The organism is Cellulomonas algicola, assembly GCF_019024305.1.
Taxonomy (GTDB): Bacteria; Actinomycetota; Actinomycetes; order Actinomycetales; family Cellulomonadaceae; genus Cellulomonas; species Cellulomonas algicola.
In genome coordinates this window covers 33445-56562 of the sequence record NZ_JAHKSJ010000019.1, presented here as the reverse complement: position 1 = coordinate 56562, position 23118 = coordinate 33445, and the positions used below count along the sequence as shown (strand labels likewise).

The window sequence follows — 23118 nt, the reverse complement described above, 5'->3', positions numbered from 1 at the left end:
GGCCCCGCCGCCGGGACGACGAACGGGCCCCGGAAGACCGGGGCCCGTTCGCGTCGCTCCTCGGCACCTGCATGCCGTCGGGCGTGACGTCGCGTGCGTCAGGCGACGCGACCGCCCGGGTTCTCCTCGTCGCCGATCTTGTGCACGACGATCGAGTTCGTCGAGCCGACGACGCCGACCGGCGCACCCGAGACCACGACGACGTAGTCGCCGACCTCGGCGAGGCCGTTCGCCCGCAGCGTCTGGTCGACCTGCGCGACCATGTGGTCCGTGCTCTCGACCGTGGGCACCTGGTACGTCTGCGTGCCCCAGCTCAGGGACAGCACGTTGCGCACCGACTCGACCGGCGTGAAGGCCAGCAGCGGGATCGACGACCGCAGGCGCGACATGCGGCGCGCCGAGTCACCGGACTGCGTGAACGTCACGAGGTACTTCACGCCCAGCGTCTCGCCGATCTCGGCAGCCGCGCGGGTGATCGCGCCACCGCGCGTGTGCGGGGTCGAGCCGAGGGGGGCGATGCGCTCCCGACCGAGCTCCTCGGTCGCCTCGATGATCCGGGCCATCGTGCGGACCGTCTCGATCGGGTAGTCGCCGACGCTCGTCTCGCCCGAGAGCATGACCGCGTCCGCACCGTCGAGCACCGCGTTCGCGCAGTCCGAGGTCTCGGCGCGCGTCGGGCGGGGGTTCGTCGTCATGGACTCGAGGACCTGCGTCGCGACGATGACCGGCTTCGCGTTCCGGCGGGCCAGCTCGACCGCGCGCTTCTGCACGAGCGGCACCTGCTCGAGCGGCAGCTCGACGCCCAGGTCGCCGCGGGCGACCATGATGCCGTCGAACGCGGCGACGATCTCGGCCAGGTTGTCGACGGCCTGCGGCTTCTCGATCTTGGCGACGACCGGGACGACCCGGCCCTCCTCCTCCATGATCCGGCGGACGTCGTCGTAGTCCGCGGCGTTGCGCACGAAGGACAGCGCGATGATGTCGGCGCCGATCTGGATCGCCCAGCGCAGGTCGGCCTCGTCCTTGTCGCTCATCGCGGGGACGGACACCGCGACGCCCGGCAGGTTCAGCCCCTTGTTGTTCGAGACGGGGCCGGGGACCTCGACGCGCGTGATGACGTCGTTGCCCTCGACCGCCGTGACGCGGACGAGCACCTTGCCGTCGTCGATGAGGATCGGGTCGCCGGGCGAGACGTCGCCGACGAGGCCCTTGAACGTCGTCGAGACGCGCTCCTTGGTGCCCTCGATGTCGTCCGTCGTGATCGTGAACACGTCGCCCACGGCGAGGTCGTGGCGACCCTCGACGAACCGGCCGAGGCGGATCTTCGGACCCTGGAGGTCGACGAGGACCGCGACTGAGCGGCCCGACGCCTTCGACGCCGCGCGCACGTTGTCGTAGACCTTCTTGTGCGCCTCGGTGTCGCCGTGGCTGCGGTTGATCCGTGCGACGTCCATCCCGGCGTCGACGAGGGCCTGGATCTGCTCGGCGGACTCCGTCGCAGGTCCGATGGTGCAGACGATCTTTGCTCTACGCATGGCTCGAGCCTATGCCTTCCTGGTGGGCGTGGTCGGACCAACGTCCCGGTGGAGGCACTGGCGCCGACCGGTACAACGTGGCGGTCCTGGTGGGGTCAGGGGCGCAGCGCCACGGTGCTGGCCGTGACCGGGGAGGGCAGCTCGGTGCCGCCCGAGAGGTAGGTGTCGACGGCGGCCGCGGCAGCACGGCCCTCCGCGATCGCCCACACGACGAGAGACTGCCCGCGACCGGCGTCGCCCGCGACGAACACGCCGGGGACGGTCGTGGAGAAGTCGTCCGACCGGGTGACCAGGCCGCGTGCGGTGAGCTCGACGCCCAGCTGCTCGGTGAGCGGCGCGGTCTCCGGGCCGGTGAAGCCCATCGCGACGAGCACGAGGTCGGCCGGGATCTCCCGCTCGGTGCCGGGCGTCGGGACGCGACGACCGTCGGGGAGGTACTCGGTGGTCGCGAGACGCAGGCGTGCGACGCTGCCGTCCTCGCCCGGGAGGAACTCGACGGTCGACGCGAGGTAGTCGCGCTCGCCGCCCTCCTCGTGCGACGACGACACCTCGAAGAGGATCGGGTCGGTCGGCCACGGCTGGTGCGCGGGGCGCTCCTCGGGCGGGCGCTTGCCGATCGCGAGCGTCGTGACGGACGCCGCCCCCTGGCGCAGCGCGGTGCCGAGGCAGTCGGAGCCGGTGTCGCCGCCGCCGATGATGACGACGTGCTTGCCGGTCGCGGTGATCTGGTCGGGCACCTCGCGGCCGGCGGCGACGGCGTTGGCCTGGTGCAGGAAGTCCATCGCGACGTGCACGCCGCCGAGCTCCTTGCCCGGCACCTGCAGCTCGCGCGGGACGGTCGCGCCGGTCGCGATGACGATCGCGTCGTAGCGGGCCTGCAGCTGCTCCCACGTGATGTCGCGGCCGATCTCGACGCCCGGGCGGAACCGGGTGCCCTCGGCCTCCATCTGCGCGAGGCGGCGGTCGATGTGGACCTTCTCGAGCTTGAAGTCGGGCACGCCGTAGCGCAGCAGGCCGCCGACCGCGTCGTCCCGCTCGTACACGGCGACCGTGTGGCCGGCGCGCGTGAGCTGCTGGGCGGCCGCGAGCCCGGCGGGCCCGGAGCCGACGACCGCGACGGTGTGCCCGGTGAGGCGCTGCGGCACCTGCGGCGTCACGTACCCGCGGTCGAACGCCTCGTCGATGATCGAGACCTCGACGTTCTTGATCGTCACCGGCGGCTGGTTGATGCCGAGCACGCAGCTCGACTCGCACGGCGCCGGGCAGATCCGCCCCGTGAACTCGGGGAAGTTGTTCGTCGCGTGCAGCCGGTCGATCGCGTCCGACCACTGCCCGCGCCACACCAGGTCGTTCCACTCGGGGATGAGGTTCCCGAGCGGGCAGCCGTTGTGGCAGAACGGGATGCCGCAGTCCATGCAGCGGCCCGCCTGCTCCTTGAGGTACGGCTGGCCGTCCTGCCGGTGGGCGTGGACGTCCTTCCAGTCGCGCAGACGCACCTCGACCGGACGGTTGGGCGGGAGCTCGCGCTCCCGCACCTTCAGGAAGCCGCGGGGGTCAGCCACGGGCCACCTCCAGGATCTGGTCCCACACGCCGGGCGCCGCGGGGTCGAGGCCGTCGGCCTCGGCCTGCGCGAGCGCACGACGGACGCGGGCGTACTCGGTGGGCAGGAGGCGCGTGAACCGCGCCCGGGTCGCCGTCGGGTCCTCGAGCAGCTGCGCGGCGACCGGCGAGCCGGTCTCCTCCAGGTGGGTGCGCAGCAGGCCCTCGACGAGCGCGGCGTCCTCGTCGTCGAGGGGGTCGAGGGACAGCTCGCCGGAGCGGACCGCCTCGAGGTTGACGAGCGGCACGTCGAGGTCGAGCACGTACGCCGTGCCGCCCGACATGCCGGCGCCGAGGTTGCGGCCGGTGCGGCCGAGGACCACGACGGTGCCGCCGGTCATGTACTCGAGGCCGTGGTCGCCCACGCCCTCGACGACCAGCGTCGCGCCCGAGTTGCGGACGCCGAACCGCTCGCCGACGCGGCCGCGCAGGAAGACCTGCCCGGACGTCGCGCCGTAGCCGATGACGTTGCCCGCGACCACGTCGTGCTGCGAGAGCACCGCGCTGCGGTCGGGGCGCACGACGATCCGGCCGCCCGACAGGCCCTTCGCGACGTAGTCGTTCGCGTCGCCGAACAGCCGCAGCGTGATGCCGCGGGGCAGGAACGCGCCGAACGACTGACCGGCCGAGCCCGTGACGGTCACGTCGATCGTGTCGTCGGGCAGGCCCGCGCCGCCGTACCGCTTGGTGACCTCGTGGCCGAGCATCGTGCCGACCGTGCGGTTGACGTTGCGGATCGGCAGGGCGATGCGCACGGGCTCCTGGCGCTCGAGCGCGTCGGTCGCGAGCGAGATCAGCTGGTTGTCGAGCGCGCGGTCCAGTCCGTGGTCCTGCGTCGCGGAGTTGTGCAGCGTGGAGCCCGGCAGCGGGTCCGGGACCGCGAGCACCGGCGTCAGGTCGAGGCCCTCGGCCTTCCAGTGGTCGATCGCGGCGCGCGTGTCCAGCAGCTCGACGTGGCCCACGGCCTCCTCGATCGAGCGGAACCCGAGCTGCGCGAGCAGCTCGCGCACCTCCTGCGCGATGAACTCGAAGAACGTGACGACGAACTCGGGCTTGCCGGTGAACCGCGACCGCAGCTCCGGGTTCTGCGTCGCGACGCCGACCGGGCACGTGTCGAGGTGGCAGACGCGCATCATGATGCAGCCCGACACGACGAGCGGCGCGGTCGCGAAGCCGAACTCCTCGGCGCCCAGCAGCGCGCCGATCACGACGTCGCGGCCGGTCTTGAGCTGGCCGTCGACCTGCACGACCACGCGGTCGCGCAGGTTGTTGAGGACGAGCGTCTGCTGGGTCTCGGCGAGGCCGATCTCCCACGGCGTGCCGGCGTGCTTGAGCGACGTCAGCGGGCTCGCACCCGTGCCGCCGTCGTGCCCCGAGATCAGCACGACGTCGGAGTGCGCCTTGGCGACACCCGCGGCGATCGTGCCGACCCCGAACTCGGAGACGAGCTTGGTGTGGATCCGCGCCGACGGGTTCGCGTTCTTCGCGTCGTGGATGAGCTGCGCGAGGTCCTCGATCGAGTAGATGTCGTGGTGCGGCGGCGGCGAGATGAGGCCCACGCCGGGCGTCGAGTGCCGCGTCTTCGCCACCCACGGGTAGACCTTGTGACCGGGCAGCTGACCGCCCTCGCCGGGCTTGGCGCCCTGCGCGAGCTTGATCTGGATGTCGTCCGCGTGCGTAAGGTACTCGCTCGTGACGCCGAACCGGCCGGACGCGATCTGCTTGATCGCCGAGCGCCGCTCGGGGTCGTACAGCCGCTCCGGGTCCTCGCCGCCCTCGCCCGTGTTCGACTTGCCGCCGAGGCGGTTCATCGCGATCGCGAGCGTCTCGTGCGCCTCCGCGGAGATCGAGCCGTACGACATCGCGCCCGTGTTGAACCGCTTGACGATCTCGCTGACGGGCTCGACCTCGTCGACCGGCACCGGCTGGCGCACGCCGTCCTTGAACGCGAGCAGGCCGCGCAGCGTCATGAGCCGCGACGACTGCTCGTCGACGCGGTGCGTGTACTCGCGGAACACGTCCATCTGGCGCGTGCGCGTCGAGTGCTGCAGGCGGAACACCGTCTCGGGGTCGAACAGGTGGTCCTCGCCGTCGCGACGCCACTGGTACTCGCCGCCGACGGCGAGCCGCTGGTGCGGCTGGCGGTTGCCGGACGCGGGGTACGCGTCCTCGTGCCGCGCCGCGACCTCGGCCGCGATGACGTCGAGGCCGATGCCGCCCAGCCGGCTCGTGGTGCCGGTGAAGTACCGGTCGACGAGCGGCTGCGACAGGCCGATGGCCTCGAAGACCTGGGCGCCGCGGTACGACGCGATCGTCGAGATGCCCATCTTCGACATGACCTTGAGGACGCCCTTGCCGAGCGCCTTGATGAGGTTCTTGACCGCCTTGTCGGGCGAGACGCCCGGCAGGTAGCCGTTGCGCGCGAGGTCCTCGACGGACTCCATCGCGAGGTACGGGTTGACCGCGGCCGCGCCGTAGCCGATCAGCAGCGCGACGTGGTGCACCTCGCGCACGTCGCCGGCCTCGACCACGAGCGAGATCTGCGTGCGGGTGTGCCGGCGCAGCGTGTGGTGGTGCACCGCGGACAGCAGCAGCAGCGACGGGATCGGCGCGAGCTCGGCGTCGGAGTTCCGGTCGGACAGCACGAGGAAGCTCACGCCGTCGGCGACCGCGCGGTCGACCTCGGCGAAGATCTCCTCGAGGCGCGACTCGAGAGCCGCTCCCCCGCCCGCCGCCCGGTACAGGCCGCGGATCGTCGTCGCGCGGAAGCCGAGCGACGGCTCCTTCTGGACGTGCACGATCTTCGCGAGCTGGTCGTTGTCGAGGACCGGGAACGGCAGCACGAGCTTGCGGGCGTGGCCCGGGCCGTCCTCGAGCAGGTTCGGCTCGGGACCGATCGCCCCGCCGATCGCCGTGACGAGCTCCTCGCGGATCGCGTCGAGCGGCGGGTTCGTCACCTGCGCGAACATCTGCGTGAAGTAGTCGAACAGCATGCGCGGCCGGTTCGACAGCACCGCGACGGGCGTGTCGGAGCCCATGGCGCCCAGCGGCTCCGCACCCGTCGCCGCCATGGGCGAGAGGAGGATCTTGAGCTCCTCCTCGGTGTAGCCGAACGTGCGCTGCCGACGACGCACCGACGCCGCGGAGTGCGCGACGTGCTCGCGCTCGGGCAGCTGCTGGAGGTACACGGAGTGGTCGCGGACCCACTCGGCGTACGGCCGCTGCGCCGCGAGCTGGGCCTTGATCTCGTCGTCCTCGACGATCCGGCCCTTGCCGGTGTCGACGAGGAACATGCGGCCCGGCTCGAGGCGGCCCTTCGCGACGACCGTCGCCGGGTCGAGGTCGAGCACGCCGGCCTCCGACGCGCACACGACCAGGCCGTCCTCGGTGACCCAGTAGCGGCCGGGGCGCAGGCCGTTGCGGTCCTGCACCGAGCCGATGAGCGTGCCGTCCGTGAACGTCATCGCCGCCGGGCCGTCCCACGGCTCCATGAGCGTCGAGTGGTACTCGTAGAACGCGCGGCGGGCGGGGTCCATCTGGGCGTGGTTCTCCCACGCCTCCGGGATCATCATCATGACCGCGTGCGGCAGCGAGCGGCCGGACAGGTGCAGCAGCTCGAGCACCTCGTCGAAGCTGCCCGAGTCCGAGCCCCCGGGGGTGCAGACGGGCAGCAGGGGCGCGAGGTCGCCGAGCGCCTCGCTCGCGAGGGTGCCCTCGCGCGCGGCCATCCAGTTGCGGTTGCCGCGCACCGTGTTGATCTCGCCGTTGTGCGCGACGAGGCGGAACGGCTGCGCGAGCGGCCAGGACGGGAACGTGTTGGTCGAGAACCGCGAGTGCACGAGCGCGATCTCGGACGCGTAGCGCGGGTCGGACAGGTCGGCGAAGAACGGCTCGAGCTGGCCCGTCGTGAGCATGCCCTTGTACGCGAGCGTGCGCGACGACAGCGACGCGAAGTACAGGCCCAGCTCTCGCTCGGCGCGCTTGCGCAGCCGGTAGGCGCGGCGGTCGAGGTCCAGGCCCGCGAGCTCGCGCGAGGGGTCGGCGACGACGAGCTGCCGGAAGACCGGCATCGACGCGCGCGCCGTGGGACCGACGAGGTCGGCCGTGACGACGACCTCGCGCCAGGCCAGGACGTCGAGCTTCTCCTCGGCGGCGATGGCCTCGACCGCGGCGACGACCGTGCGCTGCTCGGCCTCGTCGACCGGGAGGAACGCCATGCCGATCGCGTAGAACCCGGCGGGCGGGAGCTCGGCGTCGACGACGTCGCGCAGGAACGCGTCGGGGATCTGGGTGAGGATCCCCGCACCGTCGCCGCTGTCCTCCTCGGCGCCCACGGCGCCGCGGTGGTCGAGGTTGAGCAGCGCCGTCAGGCCGGCGTCGACGATGTCGCGACCGGGGGTGCCACGCAGGGTGGCGACGAAGGCGAAGCCGCAGGCGTCGTGCTCGGCGGCGGGGTCGTAGAGACCCTGCTGTGCCGCGCCCGACCGCGTGACGAGCGCGTCAGGGCTCACGTGCGACGTCGACATCTGCACCGTCCTCACGATCCCCGGGGGCCGGGGTTTGTCGAACATGGGGGGAACGCGGGACGTCGTCGGCCCAAACGTGGGGTGACGATACAACCCGGAAACATTGCGAGCCGCATCGCCACTTTGTGAGGTGGGTCACACCCCGCTCGCGGTCAGCGAGCGGCGTCGGACGTGCTCTCCTCGTCGTCCTGCACGGTCGGGGGTGCCAGCAGGAGGGTCGTGTCGCGCCCTGGATGACGGCGCCCGACCACCACGAACGCTACCAGCGCGCCGAGGCCCACGATGATGGACGTCCAGACGTTGACCCGGAGCCCCAGGATCGTGTTCGCCGGGTCGATGCGCACGAGCTCGATCCACAGCCGCCCGGTCGTGTAGATCACGACGTAGAGCCAGAACACGCGGCCGTGACCGAGCTTGAACCGGCGGTCCGCCCAGACCAGCACCGCAGCACCCGCGAGGTTCCAGAGGATCTCGTACAGGAACGTCGGGTGGAACAGCGTGCCGGACTCGAACCCCGCCGGCAGGTGCGCGTCGTCGATCTGCAGGCCCCACGGGAGCGTCGTCGGGCCGCCGAACAGCTCCTGGTTGAACCAGTTGCCGAGCCGGCCGATCGCCTGCGCGACGAGCAGACCGGGCGCGAGCGCGTCGGCGAACGGCGCGAGCCGCACCCCCTGACGGCGGCAGCCGATCCACGCGCCGACCGCGCCGAACGCCACCGCGCCCCAGATCCCGAGGCCGCCCTCCCAGATGAACAGCGCGCGCACCGGGTCGCCGCCCTCGCCGAAGTACGCCTGCGGCGACGTGATGACGTGGTAGATCCGCCCGCCGACGATCCCGAACGGCACCGCCCAGAACGAGATCTCCAGGACGGTGTCCGGGTCGCCCCCGCGCTCGGCCCAGCGGCGCCGCGTGAGCCACAGCGCCGCGACGATGCCCAGCAGGATCGCGATCGCGTACGCGCGGACCGGGAACGGCCCGAGGTGCCAGACGCCCTGCGACGGGCTCGGGATCGACGCGAGGACCGCGGCGCTCACCGCGCGCCCCGCACCGCCGAGCGGACGCCGTCGGCGAGGTCGGCGGTGACCCGCGCGAGCGCGTCGATGCCGCCGGTCGGGTCGCCGGACTCGTGCGCGTCGAGGAGCGGCCGGACCAGCGCCGACCCGACGATGACGCCGTCGGCGTACCGCGCGACCTCGGCCGCCTGCTCGCGGCGCGACACGCCCAGCCCCACGCAGACGCGCTGGGCGCCCGCGGCACGCGTGTCCGCGACGAGCTGCTCGGCCCGCGACCCGACGGTCGCGCGCTCCCCCGTCACGCCCATCGTCGACGCCGCGTACACGAAGCCGCGCGATGCGGCGCTGGTCGACGCGAGCCGCTCGGGCGTCGAGCTCGGCGCGACGAGGAACACGCGGTCCAGGCCGTGCGCGTCCGACGCGGCGACCCAGTCCTGCGCCTCGTCGGGGATGAGGTCCGGCGTGATGAGACCGGCACCGCCGGCCGCGGCGAGGTCGCGCGCGTACGCCTCGACGCCGTAGCGCAGGACGAGGTTCCAGTAGCTCATCACCAGCACCGGCGCGCCGCGGCCCGCGACCTGCTCGACCGCGGCGAGCGTGTCCCGCACGCGCGTGCCGCCGCCGAGCGCGACGTCGACCGCACGCTGGATGACGGGCCCGTCCATCACGGGGTCGGTGTACGGGACGCCGAGCTCGACGACGTCGACGCCCGCGTCGACCATCGCCCGCACCGCGTCGACCGACCCGGGAAGCGTCGGGAAGCCGACAGGCAGGTAGCCGACCAGCGCCGCGCGGCCGGTCGCCCCGCCGTCGCCCGCGCGCAGGGCGTCGAGCCGCTCCCCGGTCGCCGACCGGACGTCCACCGTGCTCACTGGCCCTCCTCGTCGCCCGACCGCGTGCGTCCCCGCCGCGTCGTCCTCGTCGTCCCGTCGCCCCGCGGCGACGTCACAGCTGCTCGTTCTCGTCGGCCAGCACGACCGGCTCGTCCTCGATCAGGCCGAACCAGGCGGCCGCCGTCGCGACGTCCTTGTCCCCGCGACCCGACAGGTTGACGAGCAGCACCGGGTCGTGGCCGTCGTCGCCCCGCCACGTCGCGGCCTCGCGACCGAGCTGGATCGCGCCGGCGAGCGCGTGAGCGGACTCGATCGCGGGGATGATCCCCTCGGTCCGGCACAGCAGGCGGAACGCCTCCATCGCCTCGTCGTCCGTCACGGGCCGGTACTGCGCGCGGCCGATGTCGTGCAGCCACGCGTGCTCAGGGCCCACGCTCGGGTAGTCCAGGCCCGCCGAGACGGAGTGGCTCGGGAGCGTCTGGCCGTCCTCGTCCTGCAGGAGGTAGGACTTCGCGCCGTGCAGGACGCCCGGGAGGCCGCCCGAGAAGCGCGCTGCGTGCCGGCCCGACGAGATGCCCGCGCCGCCGGCCTCGAAGCCGAACAGCCGGACGTCGGCGTCGTCGAGGAACGCGTTGAAGATGCCCATCGCGTTCGACCCGCCGCCGACGCACGCCGCGACGGCGTCGGGCAGGCGACCGATCTCCTCGAGGAGCTGCGCGCGCGCCTCCTCGCCGATGATCTTGTGGAAGTCGCGCACCATCTCGGGGAACGGGTGCGGGCCCGTCACCGTGCCGAGCAGGTAGTGCGTCGTCTCGACGTTCGCGACCCAGTCGCGCAGCGCCTCGTTGATCGCGTCCTTGAGCGTCCGCGACCCGATCGTCACGGGCACGACCGTCGCACCGAGGAGCTCCATGCGCGCGACGTTGAGGGCCTGGCGCTGCGTGTCCTCCTCGCCCATGTAGACGACGCACTCGAGGTCGAGGAGCGCCGCCGCGGTCGCCGTCGCGACGCCGTGCTGGCCCGCGCCCGTCTCCGCGATGACGCGCGTCTTGCCCATGCGCTTCACGAGGAGCGCCTGGCCCAGCACGTTGTTGATCTTGTGCGAGCCGGTGTGGTTGAGGTCCTCGCGCTTGAGGAACACCCGCACGCCCTCGCCGACGTGCCGCGCGAACCGCGGGACCTCCGTCAACGGGCTCGGCCGGCCCGTGTACGTGCGGTGCAGTCGCGCGAGCTCACGCCCGAACGCCGGGTCGGTGAGCGCCTTGTGGTACTCGGTGTCGAGCTCGTCGAGCGCCGCGATCAGTGCCTCGGGGACGTACCGCCCGCCGAAGTCGCCGAAGTACGGCCCGGCGTGCGTCGCGAGCGGACCGCCCGCGGTGTCCAGGTGCAGCGGGGTGTCCGACGGCCCGGCGCCGCGACGTGCGGTCACTGGCGCACCGCCCGCAGCGAGGGGTGCGCGCCCGCGGCGACCAGGTCGGCGACCGACTGGCGGGGGGCGTCGTCGGTGACGAGCGCCTCGCCGACGAGGACGGTGTCCGCCCCGGCCCGCGCGTAGTCCATGACGTCGTGCGGCCCGCGCACGCCGGACTCGGCGATCTTGACCACGTCGGACGGGATCGACGGCGCGACGCGGGAGAACGTCGTCCGGTCCACGTCGAGCGTCTTGAGGTTGCGCGCGTTGACCCCGATCACGCGGGCGCCGGCGTCGACCGCTCGCGCGACCTCCTCGGTGTCGTGCACCTCGACGAGGGCCGTCATGCCGAGCGAGTGCACGCGCTCGACGAGGGACTCGAGCACGGTCTGCTCGAGCGCGGCGACGATGAGCAGGACGAGGTCCGCGCCGTGCGCGCGCGCCTCCCACACCTGGTAGGGGCTGACGACGAAGTCCTTGCGCAGGACCGGGATGTCGACGCGCGCGCGGACGGCGTCGAGGTCCGCGAGCGACCCCTTGAACCGGCGCTCCTCGGTGAGCACCGAGATCGCGGTCGCGCCGCCCTTCTCGTACTCCGCGGCGAGCGCGGCGGGGTCGGTGATCGTGGCGAGCGCACCCTTGCTGGGGCTGGACCGCTTGACCTCGGCGATGACCGTGACCGCGTCCTCGACGCGGAGCCGGCCGACGCACTCGATCGCGGACGGCCGCTTCGCGGCGAGCTCCTTGACGGCGGCGAGCGGCGTCGCCGCCTCCCGGACAGCAAGGTCCTCCTTGACGCCTGCGACGATGTCGTCGAGCACGGTCATCGAAGCCTCACCCCTTCCCCCGGTCGGCCCAGTCCGCTCGCGCCGACGTGGCGGGCGGGTCTGACCTGGCCATGGTACGGGGACCGTCGGGTGACCCCGACCACAGGCCGCTCCGTGGAACGGGCGCCTGACCCGGCGGACCGGTCAGGCGGACGCGGTCGTGAGCAGCATGACGACGACGAAGACCAGGTAGCCGACGACGACCAGCCCCGACCATCCCGTGCCGATCCAGCCGAGCACGACGCCAGCGGTCGCCATGCCCGGGTTGTCCGCCTCGCCGTTGGCGGCCGCCTTCTTGGCGTTGTTGCCGACGACGATCGCGGGGATCCCCGTGAAGAAGCCGCACGAGACGAGACCGAGGATGCCGAGCACGAGCGACCAGACCGCATAGCTGTTCTTGGGAAGGTAGCCGCCGTAGGCCGGGTAGCCGTACGCCTGCGCGGGCGGGTAGCCGCCGGGCACGGGGTGCTGCACGGGCGCGCCGTAGGTCGGTGCCGGCGGGTACGCCGCGCCGGACGGGTACGCCGGGCTCGACGGGTACGCCTCACCGGACGGATACGCCGGGCTCGGCGGGTACGTCTCACCGGACGGGTACGCCGGGCTCGACGGGTACGCCTCGCCCGACGGGTACGCCGGGCCGGACGCGTACGGCTGCACCGCGTCGGGCACGGGAGCGGGCGCGGCACCGCTCGTGCTGCCCGTCTCGGGCTTGCGCCACGGGTCGGGCGCCGGCGTCGCGGGGTCCTGCGGGTCGGTGCTGCTCATCGTCGGGCTCCGGAGGGCTGGCCGTGGCAGGGCCCACGGCGGGCACGGTCACGGGGGCGGCGCGGTCAGGGGGCGAGGTACGGCGCGAGCTGCGGGAGGTTGCGCAGGACGGCGAAGGACACGATCACGGCGAGGAAGGACCACGCCCAGGCCGGGTGCCGGGGCGCCTGCGTGCGGCGCCCGTGCACCGCACGCCATGTCCACACGGCCCACCCGGCGACCGCGAGCGGCAGCAGCACGACGAGCAGCGGGTTCATGCCCCACGCCCCCGCGAGGTCGCCGTGCGTGAGGTCGTGCACCGCCCGCATGCCGCCGCAGCCGGGGCACCACAGCCCCGTCAGCAGGTGCAGGGGGCACGCGCCCCAGCTGCCCGCGACGTGCGGGTCGCGGACGGCGACCGCGACCGTGGCGAGCAGCGTCCCCGCACCGACGAGCAGCGGCGTCCGGGCCAGGCCGGACGCCGCCACGACGTCAGTAGCTCGAGGAGTTGTAGCCGTCGACGAACGCGTCACGGAACTCGGCGTTCGAGAACAGGACGGCGAACAGGATGATGCCGAGGATCGACAGCACGGTGGCGATCCAGCCGAGCACGACACCCGCGGTCGCGAGGCCGCCGTTGTTCGCCTCGCCGCGCTGCACGGCCTTCTTCGCGTTGTTGCCGACGATGATGGCCGGGATGCCCGTCACGAGGCCGCACGAGAGCACGAACGACGCGATGCCGAGGACGAGCGCCCACACGCCGAGGCTGTTCTTCGGGTACGGGGTGCCGTAGGCCTGCTGGCCGCCGTACTGCGGGGCGCCGCCGTACTGCGGGGCCGACGGGTACTGCGGGGCCGACGGGTAGCCCTGCGGCTGGGACGGCTGCGGCGGCGGGGCAGCCGGGTAGCCACCCGCGGGCGGCGGCGGTGCCGCGGGGTAGCCGGGCGCGCCACCCTCGGGCTCGGAGCCCTTCTCGAACGGGTTCTGCGGCTCGTTGGGGGTCGACATCCATCCTCCAGGCGGAGTGGCGACCGGGTCACGGCCGGTCGCAGACGGGGCCCGCGTGCGGCCGCGCGCGGGATCGAGCTGCCCGCGGACGGGCCGGGCGTCAGTGCGCCCCGGGTCGTCCGTCCCGGGACTGCGTGTGCACGCCGCCCTGGCCGTAGCCCATGCCCTGCAGGACCTTGCCGAGCACGACGGCGACGAGGGCGACACCGAGGCCGACCCAGAACAGCCACACGAGCGCGAAGACCACCGCGACGGACATGACGACACCGCCGACGAGGACGCCGTACGTGGTCGTCCAGCCGGCGACCGTCTTGCCGTGGTTGACCGGGGGGGTCGCGGGCGGGAGGTGGACCGTCTCGGTCCGGGTGACGTTCTGCGCGCGGTGCGCGAGGGACTGGTCAGACATCAGGTGGTGCCCTTCGTGCTCGGTTCGCGGCCCACCCTATCGGACCGCACGGCCCTCCGACCTGCGCAGGACGTGCTCACGACCCGCGCACGGCGACCGCAGGACACGGTCAGGTCGGGTCGTCGCCGCGGCTCAGCGCGTCCCACGCGCCGCGCTCGTCGACGGGGCCGCCGCCCGCCCCTGGCGACTCGTGCCGACGGGACGGTCCCTGCCAGGTGCGCGAGGCGCGCACGAGCCAGCCCGCCGCGACCACGACGGCGATCCCGACGGCGACGCTCACCCACGGCCACGCCGTGACGCCCACGTCGCCGACGACCCGGCCGACCCCCGTCTCCTGCGTCACGACTGGCACCGCGGCGCCGTGCGGGTCCGCGAGGACGGCGGCGGTCGCGCCGACGACGACCGCACCGCTGAGCACCGTGACGGCCGCGACGAGCCACCGCCCCACCGGCCCGACGAGCGCGACGGCCGCGGCGGTCGCGAGCAGCACGACCGCGGCGCCGAGCACGGCGGGCGCGACCTGGGTGCCGGTCGCCGGGACGTCGACCGTGCCCCGCAGCGCCGTCACACCGGTCGCGGTGAGCCAGGTCGGGACCGCAGCGCCGGCGGACGCGGCGGCCAGCAGGACGAGCACGCCCGCCGCCCGGCCGCGACCCCGCGAGCGCGCGGCCGCAGGGGCCGGCGCGGTCGTCACTCGGCGACCCGGCGGAGCCGGGACGCGACCTGGACCGCGCGGACCGCGGCGGCCGCCTTGTTGCGCGACTCGGCGTACTCGAGCGCGGGGACCGAGTCGGCGACGATGCCGCCGCCCGCCTGCACGCTCGCGCGACCGTCCCGGATGAGCGCCGTGCGGATCGCGATCGCCATGTCCATGTCGCCCGCGAAGTCGAAGTAGCCGACGGTGCCGCCGTAGATGCCGCGGCGGGCCGGCTCGATCTCGTCGATGAGCGCGATCGCACGGGGCTTGGGCGCGCCCGACAGCGTGCCCGCGGGGAACGTCGCGGTGAGCGTCTGGAGGGCCGTCGCGCCCGTGCGCAGCCGCCCGACGACCGTCGAGCAGATGTGCATGATGTGCGAGTACCGCTTGACCGCCATGAACTCGACGACCTCGACGCTCGAGGGCTCGCAGACCTTGACGAGGTCGTTGCGGGACAGGTCGACGAGCATGATGTGCTCGGCGCGCTCCTTGGGGTCGGCGAGCACCTCGTCCTGGAGCGCGCGGTCCTCCTCGGGCGTCGCGCCGCGTGGGCGGGACCCGGCGATCGGGAACGTCACGACGCGCCCGTCGGTCACCTTGACGAGCGTCTCCGGGCTCGAGCCGACGACCGCGAAGTCGTGCCCGTCCGCGTCCTGGAGCTGCAGGTAGTACATGTACGGGCTCGGGTTGATCGTCCGCAGCACGCGGTAGACGTCGATCGGGTCGGCCGGGCAGTCGAGGTCGAGGCGCTGCGAGAGCACGACCTGGAACACCTCGCCGTCGCGGATGGCCTCCTTGCCGATGCCGACCGCCTGCTCGAACTCCGCGCGCGTCGAGCGGAACTCCAGCTCGGGCTCGGGGACGTCGGCGAGCGCCGCGACGCCCGGCTCCGCCGGGTCCAGCAGCGCGCGCTGCATCGCGTCGAGCCGCGCGACGGCGTCGGCGTGCGCCTCGTCGACGCGCTCGTCGGTGTCGTCGAAGTTGATCGCGTTGGCGACCAGCCACACCGAGCCGTCGTGGTGGTCGACGACCGCGAGGTCGGTCGCGAGCAGCAGCGTGAGCTCGGGGACGCCGAGCTCCTCGGGCGCCTTCGCGGGCAGCGTCGGCTCCCAGTGCCGCACGACGTCCCACCCGAGCGCCCCGACCAGCCCACCGGTCAGCGGCGGCAGGCCGTGGATCGCGGGCGTGCGCAGGACGTCGAGCGTGCGGCCGAGCACGTCGAGCGCGTCGCCCTCCGTCGGGACGCCCACGGGCACGTCGCCGACCCACACGGGCGCGCCGTCGCGGACCGTGAGCGTCGCGCGCGAGCGGACGCCGACGAACGACCAGCGGCTCCACGTGCCGTCGGACTCCGCGGACTCGAGCACGAACGTGCCGGGGCGGCCCGCCGCGAGCGTGCGGTACAGGCCGACGGGCGTGACGTCGTCCGCGAGCAGCCGGCGCACGACGGGGATGACGCGCCGGTCCGCCGCGAGCGCCCGGAACGTGTCGACCGACGGCCACGTGCCGCCCCAGGGGACGTCCGCGGTGACGACGTCGACGGGGACGTGGGCGGCGGGCGCGGTCATGCGTCTCCTTCGGGTGCGGCTGCGTCGGCCGGTGCGGGCACGACGGCGTCGGTGGGTGCGACAGCGGCTGCCACGTCGGGTCGGTGACCGGCGACGACCGCGAGCGGTCCCCCGGCCTCGAAGCACGTGCGGGTGCCGGTGTGACAGGCGGCGCCGACCTGGTCGACCTCGACGAGCAGCGCGTCGCCGTCGCAGTCGAGCGACACGGCCTTGACGTACTGCGCGTGCCCGGACGTGTCGCCCTTGCGCCAGTACTCCTGGCGCGAACGGCTCCAGAACGTCACGCGGCCGGTCGTCAGGGTGCGGTGCAGCGCCTCGTCGTCCATCCAGCCGACCATGAGGACCTCGCGCGTGTCGTGCTGCTGCACGACGGCCGCGACGAGGCCGTGCTCGTCGTGGCGCAGCCGCTGCGCGACCTGCGGGTCGAGGAGGGTGGCGGACGGGTTCTCGCGAGGCACGGACCGATCCTGCCACGGTGGCGCGTCCCGCCAGGGCCGGTGTCCGGGACCGACGTCGGCGGGGGCGTGCGCGCGCCTCGGCGCGGCAGCGCGTCCCGGTCTCCCGCGCCCGCGCGTCGACGGGTCCGGACGCCGCGGGCCGCGGGTGTCAGCGGGTCTGCGCGACCCAGGCGGCGTGCATCGCCGCGTAGGTGCCGCCGGTCGCGACGAGCTCGGCGTGGTGCCCCGTCTCGACGACGCGCCCGGCGTCGACGACGACGACGAGGTCGGCGGCCTCGGCGGTGGACAGCCGGTGCGCGATGGTCAGCGTCGTGCGGCCCGTGCTCAGCTCCTCGAGCGCGCGCACGAGGCGGACCTCGGTGGCGGGGTCGACCGCGCTCGTCGCCTCGTCGAGCAGCAGCACGTCGGGGTCGGCGAGGTAGGCGCGTGCGAGCGCGACGAGCTGGCGCTCCCCCGCGGACAGGGACTCGCCGCGCTGGCCCACGTCGGTGTCGAGCCCGGCGGCGAGCTCGTCGACCCAGGGACCGAGCCCGAGCGCCTCGACGGCGTCGCGCACGCGTGCGTCGGCGGGGTCGGGAGCGGTGCCGTCGGGCGTCCGCAGGCCGTACGCGACGTTCTCGGCGACCGTGCCCTCGAACAGGAAGCCCTCCTGCGGGACGAGCACGACGCGGGCGCGCAGGTCCGTCGCGGGGATGTCCCGCAGGTCGGTGCCGTCGAGCAGCACGCGCCCGTGCTCGGGGTCGACGAGGCGCGCGACGAGCCGGGCGATCGTCGTCTTGCCGGAGCCGGTCGCCCCGACGACGGCCACGGACGCGCCCGCGGGCACCTCCAGGTCGACGTCGTGCAGGACGCGGCGACCCTCGGGGTACGCGAAGGCCACGTCGCGCAGCTCGACCGTCGCGGGACCGCGCGCGCTGGGCACGCCGTCGGGGCCCGGGTCCTGCACCGCGACCGGCGTCTCGAGCACGCCGAGCACGCGCCGCCACCCGGCCACCGCGTTCTGGAGCTCGTTGAGGATCTCGGTCGCCATCTGGACGGGACCCGTGAACAGCTGGACGAGGAACAGGAAGGCGAGCAGGCGACCCACCGAGACGTCGCCGCGGACGCCGAGGAACGTGCCGATGACGACGACGAGCGCGAGGACCACGTTCGACACGAGCACGCCGCTCGAGAAGACGACGGACACGAGGTTCTGCGCGCGCACCATCGCGCTGCGCGTCGCGGCGATCGCGGCGTCGAGGCGGCGCTGGGTGCGGTCGGCGGCGCCGTACGCGCGGATCGTCTCGGCGCCCACGACCGACTCCGACACCGTGCCGAGCATCGCGCCGTACCGCTCGCGGACCGCGGAGTACCGCGCGTTGACCCGACGCTGCAGCGGCGGCAGGACGAGCAGCAGGGGGATGAAGCCGAGCCACACGACGAGCGTGAGCTGCCACGAGTACAGCGCCATGAGGACCGAGGCGGCGACGATCTGCAGCACCGAGACGAGCAGCATGATCCCGCCCCACTGCACGAACAGCGAGATGGTGTCGACGTCGGACGTGACGCGGCTGACGAGCGACCCGCGCCGCTCGGTGTGCTGCGTGAGGACGGACAGGTCGTGCACGTGCCGGAACGCGCGCGTGCGCAGCGCGAGCAGCCCGTCCTCGCTCGACCGGAACAGGCGGACGTTGACGTACGCCGAGCACACCGCGGCAGCGAGGAGCCCGACGGCCGCCGCGCCCGTGAGCGTGAGCACGCGCGGGACGTCCGGTCCGCCGGGCGCGAGGATGCCCGTGTCGACGGTCTGCTGGACCACGAGCGGCACGAGCACCTTGCCGAGCGCGGCCAGCACCGCGAGCAGGAGCGTCACGCGCCACCCGCGCAGCATCTGCGGCGACACCTCGAGGCCGCGGCGCAGGGTCGCGAGGATGCCCAGCGTGCTCGCGGACGCCATCCGGTGGTCGGGCGTGCCCGACGTCGTCGCGCTCATCGGGCGTCCTCCCCGGCCGGCACCGGCTGCGGGTCGTCGTCGAGCTCCTCGACGCCGTCGGCGGCCCGGCGCGCCGACTCCTCCTCGTACGCGGTGGCGAGCGCCCGGTAGCCGTCGTCGCGCGCCAGGAGCTCGACGTGCGAGCCGCGGTCGACCACCCGGCCGGACTCGACGTGCACGACCTCGTCGGCCAGCAGCACGGACGACATCCGGTAGGCGACCAGGAGCACCGTGGGCGACCCCGCGCGGTCGTCGCGCAGGCCGCGCAGGATCGCCTGCTCGACGCGGGGGTCCACCGCGGACGTCGCGTCGTCGAGCACGAGCACGCGTGGATCGCGGACCAGCGCCCGGGCCAGCGCGAGGCGCTGCCGCTGCCCGCCCGAGAGGTTCGCGCCGCGCTCGCCGAGCGGCGCGTCGAGCCCGCCGGGCAGCGCGCGCACGACGTCGTCGACGTGCGCGGCACGCAGCGCCTCCCAGACCGCGTCGTCGGAGGGCGCCTGCGGGTCGTCGGCGTCGGCGAGGGTGACGTTGCCGCGGACGGTGTCCTCGAAGACGAAGGTCGACTGCGACACGAACGCGACGTGCCGCGACAGGTCGGCAGGGACGACGTCGCGCAGGTCCGTGCCGTCGACGTGGACGCTGCCGGTCGTCGGGTCGCTCAGGCGGCCGACGAGGGACACGAGGGTCGACTTCCCCGAGCCCGTCGGCCCGACGACCGCGACGACACGACCGGGGGCGACGTCGAGGTCGACGCCGTGCAGCAGCTCGACGGGACCACGCGGACCGGGGACCGCGAGGCTGACGTCACGGAGCTCGACGCGCGCACCGCCGGGCGGCGGGGTCCATCGCGTGGTCCCGGCGGGCAGCGCACCGCGGGCGTCGACGACGCGCGCGATGCGGTCGTAGCCGACCAGCGCGCGCGGCAGCTCGCCGAGCACCCAGCCGAACGCCCGCACGGGCACCGCCAGCAGCGTGAGCAGGTAGGCCGCCGCGACGACGTCGCCCGTGCCGATCCGTCCGGCCGCGACCTGCACGGCGCCGACGACGAGCACCAGCAGCGTGCCGAGGCTCGGCAGCACGTCGATGACGGGGTCGAAGAACGCGCGGACGACGCCGACCCGGACGTTCGCGTCGCGCAGCTCGCGTGCACGGGCCGCGAACCGCGCGGCCTCGCGCTCCTCCGTGCCGAGGGCCTTCACGAGCAGCGCGCCCTCGAAGCTCTCGTGGGCGACGTCGGCGACCCCGGCGCGCAGCTCCTGGGCGTGGCCGACCGCGGGTGCCATCCGCCGCTGGAACACGAAGTTGGCGACGAGGGCGAGCGGCACGACGACGAGCGCGGCGAGCGCGAGCCACACGTCGGTGCCCAGCAGCCCGACGGCCGCCACCGCGAGCATGACGACGACGCCGAGCGCGAACGGCAGGGGGTTGAACACCCCGGTCGACGCCTCGACGTCGGCGCTCGCGTTCGACAGCAGCTGACCCGTGGGGTGCTGCTTGTGCCACGACATCGGCAGGCGCAGGTACTGCCGGGTGACCCGCGTGCGGTGGTCCGCCTGGATCTGGGCGAACCCCATGCCGGCGAAGATCCGTCGTCCCGCGACCGAGACCGCGAGCGTCACGGCGACGGCCAGCAGCGCCAGGCCGGCGAGCCAGATCCGGTCGCCGGCCTGCGCGGAGCCGGCGAGCGCGGGCACGACGACCTCGTCGGTCACCCACCCGAGCACGCGGCTCACGGCCACGACGGAGACGCCGAAGACCGCCGACGTGCCGATCGCGACCGCGTAGGTCCACGGGTGCGCCGCGATGCCGCGGACCACGATCGTCGCGGCCCGGCGGGGTGCCGAGCCGGTGAGCGTCATCGGTCGCGACGAGGGAGCTCGCGAGCGCACGCGCAGGCCTTTCGGGAGGGGGCGGGAAACCGTCATCCTCTCACGCGGTCGCGACGCGTCGCCCGGCGGACACGGCCGCCCGGACCGCCCGCGCGCCCCCGCGCCGCGGGCTGGTCGTCGCCGCCGTCGTGGCCCGTCTCGTGACGCGGACCAGCGCTCCCACGTGCGACGATGCGGGGATGACGTGGCACGAGGTGGAGCGCGCGCAGCTGGCCGAGGCTCTGCGAGCCGTCCCACCCGACGCGCCCACGCTGTGCGAGGGCTGGCAGGCCCGTCACCTCGCGGCGCACGTGGTCCTGCGCGAGCACTCCCCCGTCGTCGGTGCCGGGATCGCGGTGCCCGCGCTCGCAGGCCGAGCAGAGGCCGCGATCGAGCGGCTCGCCGACGACGCCGCGACCGAGGGCGCGTACCGGGACCTCGTCGCGCGCGTCGCGGCGGAGCCGCCGCGCTGGCACCCGATGTCGTGGGCGGGTGAGCTCGCGAACGTCGTCGAGTACTTCGTCCACACCGAGGACGTCCGGCGCGGCTCCGGTCCGACGCCGCCGCGGGACCTCGACCCAACGCTCGTCGAGGTGCTGTGGAAGCACCTGGGTGGCGCGGGGGGTGCCCGGCTGCACCGGCTCCCGATCGGTGTCGTGCTGGTGCGCGAGGACGGCCCGCGCCGGCAGGTGCGGCGCCCGAAGGACGGCTACGGGACGGTCGTCGTGCGGGGTGCGGTCGGCGAGCTCGTGCTGTTCGCGTTCGGGCGCGGCGCGGCCGCCGACGTGACGGTGCAGGGCGACCCGCAGGACGTCGAGATCCTCACGGACCGCCTGCCGGTCTGAGCCGTCCTCACCGACCGCCTGCCGGTCCGAGCCGTCCTCGTCGACCGCCTGCCGGTCTGACTCGCTGCCTCCCGCGCGCGGCCCGTGGGCCGGGCATCAGCGGACGACGACGCCCGCCGCGCGCAGCGCGTCCTTGACGTCGCGCACGGTCAGCTGGCCGAAGTGGAAGACGCTCGCGGCGAGCACCGCGTCGGCGCCGGCCCTCGCCGCGTCGACGAAGTGCTGCACGGTCCCCGCACCGCCGCTCGCGACGAGCGGGATGCGCACCTCGCGGCGCACGTCGCCGATCATCTCGAGGTCGAAACCGGCCTCCGTGCCGTCGGCGTCCATCGAGTTCAGCAGCACCTCGCCCGCGCCGAGCTCGGCGGCCCGCGCCGCCCACGCGACGGCGTCGAGACCCGTGCCGCGCTTGCCGCCGTGCGTCGTGACCTCGTAGCCGGAGTCGGTGCGCACGTCACCCGTCACGCGGCGCGCGTCGATCGAGATCGTGAGGACCTGGCTGCCGAAGCGGTGCGCGATCTCGGAGATCAGCTCGGGCCGCGCGATCGCGGCGGTGTTCACGCCGACCTTGTCCGCGCCCGCACGCAGCAGGCGGTCGACGTCGTCCGTCGACCGCACGCCCCCGCCCACGGTCAGCGGGACGAAGATCTCCTCGGCCGTGCGGCGGACGACCTCGATCGTGGTGTCGCGGCCCCCCGACGACGCGGACACGTCGAGGAACGTCACCTCGTCGGCGCCCTCGGCGTCGTAGCGGCGCGCGAGCTCGACCGGGTCACCGGCGTCGCGGAGGTTCTCGAAGTTCACGCCCTTGACGACGCGACCCGCGTCGACGTCGAGGCACGGGATGACGCGCAGCGCCACGGTCATCAGGAGCCTCCGTCGGGTGAGCCGGTCGCGAGGATGTCGACGACGAACACGACGGTCTGCCCGGCGAGCTCCTGGCTCTCCGTGACGCCGAGCGCGTACGTCGGGGGGACGACGAGCATGACCTGGCTGCCGACGGGCTGGTCGACGAGCCCTTCCGCCCAGGCCTGCACGTCCTGCAGGCCGAACGACACGGGCAGTCCGTGCGTCCACGTCGAGTCGAACGACTCGCCCGTCGTCCACGCGAAGCCCGTGTACTGCACGGTGATGACGTCGGTCGGGGTGACCTGCGCACCCGCACCGCGCAGCACCTGCTGGACGACGAGCTGGTCGGGCGGCTCCGTGCCGGTCGGGGTGATGGACGGCGCCCCCGACGCGTCGAGCGTGACCGCCGGGAGGTCCGGTCTCGGCGGCATGGGCTCGCCGTCGGCACGCGTCGGCAGCACGTCGAGGACGGTCACCGTCGGGTAGTCGACCGCGCCGGAGCCACGGGGCGGGCTCACCTGGAGCAGGCGTGCCCCGACCTTCTGGCCGCGCAGGGTCTCGTACAGGTCGGTGCCGAGGTCCTCCTCCGTGAGGAGCCGCGGCGTGGGCGTCGTGGAGTAGCTCTCGTCGACGAGCGACGCGTCGCTGCCGTTCTCGAGCCAGAAGTCGATGAGCACGGGCCCGCCCTCGACGAGCTCCGCGCCGGTCCCCGGCCAGATCTCCTCGCGGTACGTCGACGTCACCTCGAGCGGCGTGAGGTACGTGAGCGTCGGCGCCTCGCCCGGCTCCCCCGTGACGGTGATCTCGGGATCCGCGGCCTGCGGCGTCGTGCACCCCGCGAGCAGCGCCAGCGCCACGAGCGCGGCGGCCGCCGTCTCCCGCAGTCGTCGCACGTCGGTCCTTCCTCGTGGTGGGCGCCCCCCCGCCTCGGCGTCCGGTCACGCCCGCGAGGCGCCAC

Annotated in this window: 19 protein-coding genes; 1 reads left to right on the top strand and 18 read right to left on the bottom strand. The window is 74.0% G+C overall.

Translation table 11 applies throughout. The features are described 5' to 3' along the window. Nucleotides 1-98: 98 nt before the first annotated feature. The 16 genes from pyk to KOV94_RS15390 form a co-directional block, all read right to left on the bottom strand. Entirely contained in the window at nt 99-1535 is a 1437-nt protein-coding gene (gene pyk, locus KOV94_RS15465; protein WP_124342525.1) for a pyruvate kinase, read from the bottom strand. Between the two features lie 95 nt (nt 1536-1630). Next, nucleotides 1631-3097 carry a glutamate synthase subunit beta gene (locus KOV94_RS15460; protein ID WP_218052518.1) on the bottom strand — a complete coding sequence of 489 codons (1467 nt, stop codon included), beginning with the start codon at nt 3095-3097 and terminating at the stop codon, nt 1631-1633. Next, on the bottom strand, nt 3090-7661 hold the full coding sequence (gene gltB / locus KOV94_RS15455; protein ID WP_124342523.1) for a glutamate synthase large subunit: 4572 nt from the start codon (nt 7659-7661) through the stop codon (nt 3090-3092). Before gltB ends, KOV94_RS15460 begins: the two co-directional genes overlap by 8 nt. A gap of 152 nt (nt 7662-7813) precedes the next feature. Next, entirely contained in the window at nt 7814-8695 is an 882-nt protein-coding gene (gene lgt / locus KOV94_RS15450) for a prolipoprotein diacylglyceryl transferase (RefSeq protein WP_218052517.1), read from the bottom strand. After that, the gene (gene trpA / locus KOV94_RS15445; RefSeq protein ID WP_124342521.1) at nt 8692-9546 is read right to left on the bottom strand and encodes a tryptophan synthase subunit alpha; all 855 of its coding nucleotides are present in this window, start codon (nt 9544-9546) and stop codon (nt 8692-8694) included. The genes lgt and trpA overlap by 4 nt, the downstream gene beginning before the upstream one ends. 73 nt (nt 9547-9619) lie before the next feature. Beyond that, on the bottom strand, nt 9620-10891 hold the full coding sequence (gene trpB, locus KOV94_RS15440; RefSeq protein ID WP_168678603.1) for a tryptophan synthase subunit beta: 1272 nt from the start codon (nt 10889-10891) through the stop codon (nt 9620-9622). A gap of 41 nt (nt 10892-10932) precedes the next feature. Continuing rightward, nucleotides 10933-11745 (bottom strand): indole-3-glycerol phosphate synthase TrpC, encoded by an 813-nt coding sequence (gene trpC, locus KOV94_RS15435; protein ID WP_124342520.1) that lies wholly within the window; start codon nt 11743-11745, stop codon nt 10933-10935. A 144-nt stretch (nt 11746-11889) separates the two neighbouring features. Further along, nucleotides 11890-12510, bottom strand: coding sequence for a DUF4190 domain-containing protein (locus tag KOV94_RS15430; RefSeq protein WP_218052516.1), 621 nt, complete (start codon nt 12508-12510; stop codon nt 11890-11892). Nucleotides 12511-12575: 65 nt separating this feature from the next. Further along, nucleotides 12576-12977 (bottom strand): DUF2752 domain-containing protein, encoded by a 402-nt coding sequence (locus KOV94_RS15425; protein ID WP_124342518.1) that lies wholly within the window; start codon nt 12975-12977, stop codon nt 12576-12578. 4 nt (nt 12978-12981) lie between these two features. After that, entirely contained in the window at nt 12982-13497 is a 516-nt protein-coding gene (locus KOV94_RS15420; protein WP_124342517.1) for a DUF4190 domain-containing protein, read from the bottom strand. Nucleotides 13498-13597: 100 nt separating this feature from the next. Continuing rightward, nucleotides 13598-13903 (bottom strand): HGxxPAAW family protein, encoded by a 306-nt coding sequence (locus KOV94_RS15415; protein ID WP_218052515.1) that lies wholly within the window; start codon nt 13901-13903, stop codon nt 13598-13600. 109 nt (nt 13904-14012) lie between these two features. Then, nucleotides 14013-14597 carry a Trp biosynthesis-associated membrane protein gene (locus tag KOV94_RS15410; protein ID WP_218052514.1) on the bottom strand — a complete coding sequence of 195 codons (585 nt, stop codon included), beginning with the start codon at nt 14595-14597 and terminating at the stop codon, nt 14013-14015. Then, a complete protein-coding gene (locus tag KOV94_RS15405) occupies nt 14594-16168 on the bottom strand; it encodes an anthranilate synthase component I (RefSeq protein ID WP_218052513.1) in 1575 nt (524 codons plus the stop codon). The genes KOV94_RS15410 and KOV94_RS15405 overlap by 4 nt, the downstream gene beginning before the upstream one ends. Further along, on the bottom strand, nt 16165-16626 hold the full coding sequence (gene hisI, locus KOV94_RS15400) for a phosphoribosyl-AMP cyclohydrolase (protein ID WP_308160582.1): 462 nt from the start codon (nt 16624-16626) through the stop codon (nt 16165-16167). Before hisI ends, KOV94_RS15405 begins: the two co-directional genes overlap by 4 nt. Before the next feature lie 148 nt (nt 16627-16774). Further along, nucleotides 16775-18598 carry an ABC transporter ATP-binding protein gene (locus KOV94_RS15395; protein ID WP_218052512.1) on the bottom strand — a complete coding sequence of 608 codons (1824 nt, stop codon included), beginning with the start codon at nt 18596-18598 and terminating at the stop codon, nt 16775-16777. Beyond that, nucleotides 18595-20457: an ABC transporter ATP-binding protein gene (locus KOV94_RS15390; protein WP_218052511.1), complete on the bottom strand. Its 1863-nt coding sequence runs from the start codon at nt 20455-20457 to the stop codon at nt 18595-18597. The genes KOV94_RS15395 and KOV94_RS15390 overlap by 4 nt, the downstream gene beginning before the upstream one ends. 209 nt (nt 20458-20666) lie before the next feature. Between KOV94_RS15390 and KOV94_RS15385 the strand changes: the two genes are divergently transcribed. Beyond that, entirely contained in the window at nt 20667-21311 is a 645-nt protein-coding gene (locus tag KOV94_RS15385; protein ID WP_218052510.1) for a TIGR03085 family metal-binding protein, read from the top strand. Between the two features lie 96 nt (nt 21312-21407). On the opposite strand, the gene hisF is transcribed toward KOV94_RS15385, so the two are convergent. Then, nucleotides 21408-22178 (bottom strand): imidazole glycerol phosphate synthase subunit HisF, encoded by a 771-nt coding sequence (gene hisF / locus KOV94_RS15380; RefSeq protein ID WP_124341141.1) that lies wholly within the window; start codon nt 22176-22178, stop codon nt 21408-21410. After that, on the bottom strand, nt 22178-23053 hold the full coding sequence (locus KOV94_RS15375) for an FKBP-type peptidyl-prolyl cis-trans isomerase (RefSeq protein WP_124341142.1): 876 nt from the start codon (nt 23051-23053) through the stop codon (nt 22178-22180). Before KOV94_RS15375 ends, hisF begins: the two co-directional genes overlap by 1 nt. Between the last annotated feature and the right edge of the window lie 65 nt (nt 23054-23118).

Bases quoted from the DNA above. Each gene is read 5' to 3' on its own strand.
- trpC (WP_124342520.1), bottom strand. From the start codon at position 11,745: ATGACCGTGCTCGACGACATCGTCGCAGGCGTCAAGGAGGACCTTGCT.
- KOV94_RS15420 (WP_124342517.1), bottom strand. From the start codon at position 13,497: ATGTCGACCCCCAACGAGCCGCAGAACCCGTTCGAGAAGGGCTCCGAG.
- gltB (WP_124342523.1), bottom strand. From the start codon at position 7,661: ATGTCGACGTCGCACGTGAGCCCTGACGCGCTCGTCACGCGGTCGGGC.
- KOV94_RS15415 (WP_218052515.1), bottom strand. From the start codon at position 13,903: ATGTCTGACCAGTCCCTCGCGCACCGCGCGCAGAACGTCACCCGGACC.
- hisF (WP_124341141.1), bottom strand. From the start codon at position 22,178: ATGACCGTGGCGCTGCGCGTCATCCCGTGCCTCGACGTCGACGCGGGT.
- KOV94_RS15385 (WP_218052510.1), top strand. From the start codon at position 20,667: ATGACGTGGCACGAGGTGGAGCGCGCGCAGCTGGCCGAGGCTCTGCGA.
- KOV94_RS15405 (WP_218052513.1), bottom strand. From the start codon at position 16,168: ATGACCGCGCCCGCCGCCCACGTCCCCGTCGACGTCGTCACCGCGGAC.
- KOV94_RS15390 (WP_218052511.1), bottom strand. From the start codon at position 20,457: ATGACGCTCACCGGCTCGGCACCCCGCCGGGCCGCGACGATCGTGGTC.
- KOV94_RS15395 (WP_218052512.1), bottom strand. From the start codon at position 18,598: ATGAGCGCGACGACGTCGGGCACGCCCGACCACCGGATGGCGTCCGCG.
- pyk (WP_124342525.1), bottom strand. From the start codon at position 1,535: ATGCGTAGAGCAAAGATCGTCTGCACCATCGGACCTGCGACGGAGTCC.
- KOV94_RS15430 (WP_218052516.1), bottom strand. From the start codon at position 12,510: ATGAGCAGCACCGACCCGCAGGACCCCGCGACGCCGGCGCCCGACCCG.